This is a genomic window from Wolbachia endosymbiont of Drosophila seguyi (genome assembly GCF_028981765.1).
GTDB classification, from domain to species: Bacteria; Pseudomonadota; Alphaproteobacteria; order Rickettsiales; family Anaplasmataceae; genus Wolbachia; species Wolbachia pipientis.
Genome location: NZ_JAPQLM010000103.1, coordinates 1 through 9,299, shown reverse-complemented (window position 1 = coordinate 9,299; position 9,299 = coordinate 1). Strand labels below are relative to the sequence as shown.

The window sequence follows — 9,299 nt, the reverse complement described above, 5'->3', positions numbered from 1 at the left end:
TTTTAAAGCGGATAATAACCCCAGGGCTTCTTTTGCCTTTTTTTTCATTTGGTAAATTTCTTAATATTTACAGCTAAACAACAACCGTCATCCCTAAGTATCCCGCTGCTTGTTAGCGGCTGAGATACCGCGAATGAATCGCGGTATGACGGTTCGCGGCAGGATGACGATAAGCTCGTCATCCCACTACTTGTTAGCGGCTAAGAGATACCGCAGCGGTATAGCTATAGGATGACAAAAAAAGGGCACTGTGACGAACTTAAATCACAATTATCAGTTAATGCGGCATTATAAAAAACGCCAAACTTTTTTCTGCTTTTATGCAAGAAGTCTAGTCCATATATTCCTCCCACTTCTCCGCGACTTTCCTTACTATTTCCTCACTCATCTCAATTTTCTTTCCCCACTCTCGTTTGGTTTCAGGCGGGATTTTATTTGTCGCATCAAATCCCATCTTACCTCCAAGTCCACTTTCAGGGGAAGCAAAGTCTAAATAATCAATAGGTGCATTTTCTATCATGATTGTATCACGCACAGGGTCCATCCTTGTTGACATTGCCCACATCACTTCCTTCCAATCACGTACATTTATATCATCATCAACAACGATAATAAACTTCGTGTATAAAAATTGCTTTAGAAAGGAAAGTATGCCCATAACAATTCTTTTTGCCTGCCCTGGATAGGATTTTTTTATCGACACTACCGCTATTCTATATGAGCAACCTTCCGGTGGCAGATAAAAGTCCACTATCTCTGGAAATTGATTGATAAGAATGGGCACAAAAATTTCGTTGAGTGCTTCACCAAGAATCGATGGTTCATCAGGTGGCTTGCCAGTGAAAGTGCTGAGATAAATTGGATTTTTGCGCATAGTAATTGCAGTAATATTAAATTCAGGAAATTGCTCAACAGAATTATAGTAGCCAGTGTGGTCTCCGTATGGCCCTTCGTCTTGATAGCTATCCAAACTCACATAGCCTTCCAGAACGATTTCTGCGTGAGCTGGCACTTGAAGTGGAATAGTCTTACAATTTACAAGCTCAAGCGGCTTCTTTCGCAGTAGTCCAGCAAATTGGTATTCTGACAATGTTTCTGGCACTGGAGTTACCGCAGCAATAATCGTTGCAGGATCACTACCGATCACAGCAGCAGCAGGAAATTTCATATCTCTGCCTTCTTCCTTCCAACGCTTATGGTGAGTTGCGCCACCTCTTTGTGCAAGCCAACGCATTAGTGTTGTTTTTTTATCTATAACCTGCATACGATATATTCCAAGATTAAAATTATCTTGCTTTTCTTTCGTGGGTCCTTTTGTTACCACAATCGGCCAGGTGATAAGTGGTGCAGGTTCATTTGGCCAGCATGTTTGAATGGGCAGTAGACTTAGGTCCACTTCATCTCCGGTTAGCACTACCTCTTGACATGGAGCCTTGCTCACGACTTTACTTCGCATCGATAACACGACTTTCAACAAAGGAAACATTTTTATAGCATCCTTAAAGTTTTTTGGCGGCTCAGGTGATTGCAAAAATGCTAAAAGTTTACCAAGATCTCTTAGTTCATCAGGATTTATGTTCAACCCCAATGCAATCCTCTTAATAGTACCAAATAAATTCACCAAAACTGGAATCGAATTTTTGCCATTTTCTGTGATAACATTTTCAAAAATGATCGCTGGCCCTTTGCTTGACAAAACTCTGCGATGAATTTCTGTCATTTCAAGAACTGTTGAAACTTCCTCCTTAATCCTAATCAGATCTTTTTTTTCTTCTAAGGCTTTGATGAAGTCGCGTAAGTTGTTGTACATATTCCAGTTTTTAAAATTTTAAGTTTATATCTAGTTTTCAAGCACTTTATTGAAATTTGACCTATGCACTGTCTAGCGAGCTTTCAGTTAATTTGAGATCAAATCTTCATATTGCTTACTAAGTTTGTATTTCCTTCCTCTATTGGAAAAATCTACAATCTTGATAAACCCCATTTCCACCCACTTTTTACAAAGTTGCGCACTGGTACGAGGCTTAAAATTAAATAGTTCGCCAACCTGACTAGCTGTAATAGCGGAAAACTCCTGGAAGAGCTCAAGAGCTTTGCGTTGTTTAGGATCAAGCTTACGTATAAGATCAGTCTGATCAGTGTGGTATTCTTCTTCATTTATACGTTGTAAAACGTTCTCAAATGAATTTGCCATACCTTCTACGAAATACTCCACCCACTTAGTGATATCTGCTTCAGCTCGTCCCATATAATAATTGTGCGATGGACCTACACTGATTGCCTCATAATAAGCTCCTAGATTCTTAGCATAATATTCTTCCAATGAATAAAGTCCTTTTAGGTCATACCCACCAAGGTGTAAAATTAATGTAGTCAACAATCTTGCAGTACGACCATTACCGTCATAGTAAGGGTGAATTGTTACAAATTGATAATGCGCAATACCTGCAATAATTGGGCAAGGCACTTGCTCACTGTTACGAATCCAATCAATCATACTGCTCATGAGCTTTGGTACATCCTTTGCTTCAGGTGGCATATAAATTATTGCACGTGTAAGACTATCGCGGATAACATTTTGACCATCACGATAAGGTGTTGATTTTATTTTAGATTTTCCACTTGCTATTACTAGAGCATGTAGTGTTTGAACAGCTTTCTCAGTAATGGGTATTCTCCTTGCTGCCCATTGTTCAACTTGAGTTAAAGCTGCATAATATCCTTTAACCTCATTTTCATCTCTCCTATATTTTGGAAAGTGGCTTTTACCACTTAAAACCTCTTCAATCTGTTTAGGTTCAAGTCGATTTCCTTCAATCATAGTAGAATAGTGTGTGGTATAAAGCCGTGCAGTTTCACGAAGAGACAAAAGCATTGATACAGTGAGCGGCAAATGTAACACTTTTTCTTTTGCTGCTTCAATCCTTATAAGACAACTAGCAATTTTAGAAGTAATCGTATAATTTGGCATCGGCATAATATCTGCATTACATTACTTCTATATTATGCTGATAAAATGCAGATAATACAACATTTACACGACGCCGACCATAAACAGCAATAAATTCGGCTGATTGAGAAAGAAGTTTGTCTTGTAGAATAGCTATTTCTTTTTCTCTACCAATTATTGGCTCGTTCATATGTTTATTCCGCGGGAAATTATACACAGCGGAAACAACTTAAATCTACGCTCCGCGCGCCTCTGCTACCAAGTCTTCTGATGAACTTTGTGGTAATGTGCTTGAGTTTTATTGTGTAAAGTTTGCATTTGAGGCAAAACTGGTTATAAAATACACTTGATATAAATGTTTTTATATATTAACATTAGATGCTTCTTTTAATATATAGATAAATGTGTACTAAAAGTTTTATATTGTAGGTTTTTAAATAAATTGTATGTCTAGAATATCGTTTTTATTAATTTTAATAATAGCAATAGCAAGCTTGCCGATAATAAACAATTGGCTTTCAAATCGCAGCCAAATGCTAAACGATGATTATATAGGTGAGAAATTAGATAATTATATAAGCAGAAATTTTGATAAGATCGTAAAAACTCTCAAAGAGGAGTCGATTAAAAGTAGTTACGCTGCTCGAGATAATGTAACCAAAAGTAAAATTTCACAATACAAGGATCAAATATTTGACCTTACTTATCCTTACTCCGGAAATGAAAATAGTAGTGTTATAGCTGTAGGCTTCCTTGACTATTCTTGTGGACATTGCAAAGCTATAAAGAATGATATAAAGCAGTTAATTAACGACGGCAAAATTAAGTATATCTTTAGGGATGCTCCAATACTTGGTAACGCTTCTTTAAAGGCAGCAAAAAGTGCTTTAGCTGTCTATTTTCTCGATAAAGAAAAATATTTCGATTTTCACCATGCTGCTTTAAGTCACAAAGGAGAATTTTCAGACGAAAGCATATTGGATATAGTGAAAAACATAGGGATTGATGAGGACGATTTTAATGATTCCATAAAAGATAACGCGGACAAAATTGAGCAAATGATAAACAACAGTAGGCTTCTAGTAAGAGATTTGGGAGTAGGTGGTACACCTTTTTTAATAATTGGAGATAGCCTGTTTGTAGGAGCAACTGATTTGAATGTATTACGCAAAAAAGTAGATGAATTAAGTCACAAGCAAGGCTAGTTACAGTTTGCCATAAAATTTTATTTTTTTGCTTGACAACTCAAATGAACCTGAGTATAGTAATTGTGGGTGTGGCAGCAGTTTAACTCAGTAGTCTCATCCACTTTCCATAGCGTCATTTACTATGTGAAACGCTTTCAAATTACAACATTTTCTTCAACCAAACTATTTTACTTTCACAGGAGGACATATGTCATTCACAGAAATTAGATTTCCAGAAAATATATCTTATGGTTCCACTGGAGGACCGGAATTTTCCACTGACGTTGTAACAACTCACAATGGTTGTGAACAGCGCAACATCAATTGGTCTCATGCACGCACTAGATACAACATAGCTTACGGGGTCAGATCAAACGAGCAGCTACTAGAACTAATAACATTTTTTCATGCACGAAAAGGTAAAGCAATAGGGTTTCGTTTTAAGGATTGGTCGGATTTTATAGCCATCAACCAAGAGATTGGTATAGGAGATAACAAAAAAACGACTTTTCAGCTAATCAAAACTTATGTAAGTGGGGAAGATAAGCATATACGTATGATCAAAAAGCCAGTGCATGGGACAGTAAAGATTTATTTAAATGGTAAAGAAGAGAGTGAATATTCAGTAAATTATTCAACGGGAGAAATAACATTCATGAAACCGCCAGTAAAAGATGCAATAATCACTGCGAGCTTCGAATTTGATGTGCTCGTGCGCTTTGATACAGATTACTTAAACGCTTCTATCGATGACTATGGAAGCAATAGCTGGAATAATATCCCCTTGGTGGAAGTGAAATTTTAGTTATAAGCGAGCATAGATCCACATCATAGTAGGGCTACTAGTCTACCATAAATTGAAAAATTAAGCACCACTGAGGCTCTATACCTAAATGAGCCTCAGTATATGCAATTATTTTAAACTTTATCACCAGCTATATACTACAATGTTGCTGAGCTTTGCTAACATTTACACTTGAAGCTTGGGGAGATTCTAACTCAGTGCTTTTTTCTTCCTGCAAAATAGAAAGCTTCAACAACTCCTTTAGAGTTGATTTTGCAAGTGTTGTATCATCTTTGTTTAAGATGTAGTCTAGCATGCCGTTTTTCTGTAAGAGATTAACAAAATATCTATCTTCCTCATTAAGAACCTCTATCTTGTTAATACAAGATAATACTAAATCCGAATTCTTTGTTGCTAAAATTCCATTCAAAAAGATATCTAATTTTGTTTTATCTTCAGTTAAGTCTTCAGCTAACCTATTTCTGATATTCTCATTGTCAAACACAATGTACTCGAGGTACGAGGAAGGCTCAATAAGTATAAAGTCCTCTAAAGGCACTAGTTCTGGATAGGTGCCAGCGTAATCAAGTATGCCACACTCAGTAATACACCCTCCTTTTCTTATAACACAGCAATTGAGACGACCATGATACATTGATAACAAAGAAAAAAGACGTATTATACTTGTACCTCTATCTTTCATTTCCTCGAAAAGCTTCCTATCATTTATTAATTTGTGCAAAATGTAATCCATAGCAGGACCTGATTTGCGGAAACGAAACATATTATTCTCTTCAAAAATGGCCTCAGCTAATTCGATAGATTCTTTATCCTCATCTACAAAAGCTTTTTCATTTCTATTTAACTGTATGATCTCAGCTTTGCTATCTCTGCGTAGACCAGTTCTCCTTATTAACATCTCAAATATTTTTGTATTCATATATATCCTATATTAATTAAAGTAAATATTAATAATGTTTACTTTTTAAATAAAAATAAATGAAAATTTTAATAAAAATTAAATTTTTTTTAATAGAATAAAAATCTTTTATATTTGCTTGAGTACCAAAAGGGCTTTATTGGTGTAATGCGTTTTCTATTGCGCCTGGCTGCAGTGCCCAGCGTCAAGATCTGATGAACAATGTTCGCTTGCCAGCTTTCGCTTCAATATTTGCACAATTGTGCTAGATCCCCTGCATAACCTGCTTTAAAATCTCCTCCTGCTGCTGAGTGTGAACACTAACATAACCACATGCAGGAGATGCAGCAGCAGGTCTTGCGATACACTTAGGTCTTTTTGCTTGGATATCGAGATTAGATAACACTTCTTCTATCAATGGGTTGACAAAAAACCATCCTCCCATATTTTTTGGTTCTTCTTGACACCATATAATTTCAGCGTTTTTGTACTTTTCAAGTTCATTACTTAGTTTATCTGCAGGAAAAGGATAGAATTGCTCCAAACGTATTACTGCTATATCGTTTATTTTTTGTGCTTCACATATGTCGTAATAAACTTTACCACTGCATATTACAACTTTACGTATTTTATCATTCGAAACTAAACCTGTTCTACATTCTGGAATTACTGTGAGGAATTTTCCTTCAAAATCAGATAGGTTAGATACTGCTCTTTTGTGGCGCAGTAGCGATTTAGGTGTAAACACTACCAGAGGCTTACGAAAGTCTCTATGCATTTGTCTGCGTAAGACATGGAAGTAATTCGCCGGAGTGGAACAATTAACTACCTGCATACTATCCTCTGCGCACAGTTGCAAAAATCTCTCTATACGTGCGGAGCTATGCTCAGGTCCCTGTCCTTCATAACCATGAGGCAGCAATAAAACTAGACCGCTTGATCGCAACCACTTTGTTTCTGCAGATGCGATAAACTGGTCGATCATAATTTGCGCACCGTTTGCAAAATCACCAAATTGTCCTTCCCAGAGCACCAGTGAATACGGAGAATCAAGACTATATCCATATTCAAAGCCCATTACAGCATACTCAGATAGTGCGCTATCTATGACCTCAAAGTGAGCTTGCTTTTCATTTATATTGTTTAGCGGAATAAATGCTTCTTCCGTTACCTGATCAACAAGCCTTGAATGACGGTGCGAGAAAGTTCCACGACCAGAGTCTTGTCCTGATAAACGCACTCCTATTCTTTCTGTGAGCAGTGATGCAAACGCAAGACTTTCGGCAGTTGCCCAGTCTATATTACTACCAAAATTTATGCTGTCTATTCTGCCATCGAGTATTTTTCTAACCTTATTGTTAATGTTAAAGTTACTTGGGATATTGCTATTTATACGCACACCTAATTTTTTCAGCTCATCTGGCGGAACACCAGAATCCGTGTAGTATTCGCTCAAATCGTTCAGCTTTGCTCTTCTTAATTTTGACCACACTCCACCGAACCAGTCAGCTTTTTTTGGAGTGTAAGCCGCTGATTCAGCAAGACTTTTATCTAATTTTGCCCTGAATTCACTGCGCAATTTATTTACTTCATCGCCATCTAATACTTTCTCTGCAGTCAATTTTTCTCCATACAATGTTCCAGGAGTTTTATGCTTTGATATCGCCTTATACATAAGTGGCTGAGTGAAATTCGGTTCATCACCTTCATTATGGCCATATTTGCGGTAGCACATTATGTCAATTACTACGTCCTTTTTAAATTTCTGCCTATATTCCATCGCCAGACTTGTAGCAAAACTCACAGCTTCCGGGTTATCTCCATTGACGTGAAACACTGGAGCTTCTATTGATTTTGCTATATCAGTGCAATAAAAAGAGGATCGTGCGCAACATGGGTTAGCAGTAAAACCAACTTGGTTATTAATGACAATGTGCACAATGCCATCCACTTTATAGCCTTCAATATTGCTTAAGGTTAAAGTTTCAGCAACCACTCCTTGACCGATGAAAGCCGCATCACCATGAATTGATATGCCAAGCACAGATCTTATATTCTGTTTTGCTCTTATTCTTCCAGCCAAAACCGGATTTACCGCTTCAAGGTGAGATGGATTAGGGCATAAACTTAAATGTATTTTTTTGCCACCTGAAAGTGCTCGATCAGAAGAGTAACCAAGGTGATATTTAACATCACCGGACACCTCAAGACCACTTGGGTATGCAAGATTGCCTTGAAATTCAGACAGCATTGCCGCATATTCTTTCCCCATCACTTTGGTTAGAACATTGAGTCGTCCGCGGTGAGCCATGCCAAGGACTATTTCTTCAATACCAAAAACCGTAGAATCACTAATGATTTTTTCAATTGCAACGATAGCTGATTCTCCACCTTCAATAGAAAAGCGTTTATATCCAGGAAATTTCATATGGAGAAATTGCTCGAACATCTCAGATTCGATCAAGTGCCTCAGTATTTCCTTTTTATCTTGTGAACTCAGCGTATAGGTTTGATTTTCGATCTTTTCCTGCAGCCACATCCTCTCCTCATAAGAGGAGATATGCATAAATTCAAAACCGATGTTCTTGCAGTAAATATCTCTATAGATTCCAGCGTCACTTGCCGGATATAGATTCGAATATTTCTGATAATCTACTTCCTTATTCACATTGGGTAATAACGGATTAAGATCCGCAAAAAAATGACCGTAAGATCTGAAAAAATTTGCTAAACTAGAAACTGAATCATCCACCTTAGTTACATGTTGTGCACCGCAGGTCTCCGCTTTATTAACTTCTAAATTGCTTGAAAAAATTCTATACCAATCCTCCCCGATTGATTTATCACCCTGCAAATAACGGCTATACATTTCTTCCACAAATTCTGCATTATCACCATAAAGGCAGCTTAAACTCGACATAATCACTATAAAAAGTATCAAATACTTATAAGTATAACTTAAGTTTTTTAAAAAAGAACTTTTTTAGTTTCTATACGTCATACCGCCGCGGTATCTCTGAACATAGATCCCGCTAACACGTAGCGGGATGACGATTGTCAGGGTGTCATCCCAGTGCGTGACACTGGTTCACTCTATAATGGCAGCGCCCCTATGGTGTCATCCCAGTGCCCAGACTACTTGGATCCAGAAAAAAGAATGGTGTCATCCGAGTAGCTGACACTGGGATCCAGAAGACTTAATTTCAACCAAGTGGCTGCATAATAAAGGCTAGATCCCAGTGTCACGCACTGGGATGACAAGGTATAAACCTTATCGTCACGCCGCCACGAACCGTCATACCGCGATTCATTCGCGGTATCTCAGCCGCTAACAAGAGATCCCGCTAACACGTAGCGGGATGACGATTGTCAGGCCAGCGCCCCTATAATGTCATCCGAGTAGCCGACACTGGGATCCAGATTGGATACTGAGTTGGTGAGTATAAAAGTATAGCTTCT

General features: G+C 37.7%; 8 protein-coding genes. 3 read left to right on the top strand and 5 right to left on the bottom strand.

Translation table 11 applies throughout. The annotated features are described in order from the left end of the window. Positions 1–331: 331 nt before the first annotated feature. The 3 genes from OZD62_RS02345 to OZD62_RS02335 all read right to left on the bottom strand — a co-directional run bounded on the left by OZD62_RS02345 (position 332) and on the right by OZD62_RS02335 (position 3,140). Entirely contained in the window at positions 332–1,810 is a 1,479-nt protein-coding gene (locus tag OZD62_RS02345; protein WP_038198474.1) for a UbiD family decarboxylase, read from the bottom strand. A gap of 87 nt (positions 1,811–1,897) precedes the next feature. Continuing rightward, complete coding sequence (locus OZD62_RS02340) at positions 1,898–2,971, bottom strand: Fic family protein (RefSeq protein ID WP_233395584.1); 1,074 nt, start codon at positions 2,969–2,971, stop codon at positions 1,898–1,900. Positions 2,972–2,987: 16 nt separating this feature from the next. Further along, positions 2,988–3,140, bottom strand: coding sequence for a hypothetical protein (locus tag OZD62_RS02335; RefSeq protein WP_010081826.1), 153 nt, complete (start codon positions 3,138–3,140; stop codon positions 2,988–2,990). A 256-nt stretch (positions 3,141–3,396) separates the two neighbouring features. Between OZD62_RS02335 and OZD62_RS02330 the strand changes: the two genes are divergently transcribed. Both OZD62_RS02330 and OZD62_RS02325 read left to right on the top strand, forming a co-directional pair. After that, a complete protein-coding gene (locus OZD62_RS02330) occupies positions 3,397–4,155 on the top strand; it encodes a DsbA family protein (protein WP_010963174.1) in 759 nt (252 codons plus the stop codon). Positions 4,156–4,345: 190 nt separating this feature from the next. Then, positions 4,346–4,942, top strand: a complete 597-nt coding sequence (locus tag OZD62_RS02325) for a TIGR02217 family protein (RefSeq protein WP_275019352.1) — start codon at positions 4,346–4,348, stop codon at positions 4,940–4,942. A 130-nt stretch (positions 4,943–5,072) separates the two neighbouring features. On the opposite strand, the gene OZD62_RS02320 is transcribed toward OZD62_RS02325, so the two are convergent. Together OZD62_RS02320 and OZD62_RS02315 are read right to left on the bottom strand one after the other, a co-directional pair. Continuing rightward, on the bottom strand, positions 5,073–5,861 hold the full coding sequence (locus OZD62_RS02320; protein ID WP_038198464.1) for a hypothetical protein: 789 nt from the start codon (positions 5,859–5,861) through the stop codon (positions 5,073–5,075). Positions 5,862–6,105: 244 nt separating this feature from the next. Then, on the bottom strand, positions 6,106–8,760 hold the full coding sequence (locus tag OZD62_RS02315; RefSeq protein ID WP_275019351.1) for a 2-oxoglutarate dehydrogenase E1 component: 2,655 nt from the start codon (positions 8,758–8,760) through the stop codon (positions 6,106–6,108). 127 nt (positions 8,761–8,887) lie between these two features. Here OZD62_RS02315 and OZD62_RS02310 point away from each other — a divergent pair, with 127 nt between their 5' ends. Continuing rightward, entirely contained in the window at positions 8,888–9,019 is a 132-nt protein-coding gene (locus tag OZD62_RS02310) for a hypothetical protein (RefSeq protein ID WP_255322263.1), read from the top strand. Positions 9,020–9,299: the final 280 nt, after the last annotated feature.

Excerpts from the sequence above, each read along its gene's own strand:
- OZD62_RS02345 (WP_038198474.1), bottom strand. The coding sequence starts at position 1,810 with ATGTACAACAACTTACGCGACTTCATCAAAGCCTTAGAAGAAAAAAAA.
- OZD62_RS02340 (WP_233395584.1), bottom strand. The coding sequence starts at position 2,971 with ATGCCAAATTATACGATTACTTCTAAAATTGCTAGTTGTCTTATAAGG.
- OZD62_RS02335 (WP_010081826.1), bottom strand. The coding sequence starts at position 3,140 with ATGAACGAGCCAATAATTGGTAGAGAAAAAGAAATAGCTATTCTACAA.
- OZD62_RS02330 (WP_010963174.1), top strand. The coding sequence starts at position 3,397 with ATGTCTAGAATATCGTTTTTATTAATTTTAATAATAGCAATAGCAAGC.
- OZD62_RS02325 (WP_275019352.1), top strand. The coding sequence starts at position 4,346 with ATGTCATTCACAGAAATTAGATTTCCAGAAAATATATCTTATGGTTCC.
- OZD62_RS02320 (WP_038198464.1), bottom strand. The coding sequence starts at position 5,861 with ATGAATACAAAAATATTTGAGATGTTAATAAGGAGAACTGGTCTACGC.
- OZD62_RS02315 (WP_275019351.1), bottom strand. The coding sequence starts at position 8,760 with ATGTCGAGTTTAAGCTGCCTTTATGGTGATAATGCAGAATTTGTGGAA.
- OZD62_RS02310 (WP_255322263.1), top strand. The coding sequence starts at position 8,888 with ATGACGATTGTCAGGGTGTCATCCCAGTGCGTGACACTGGTTCACTCT.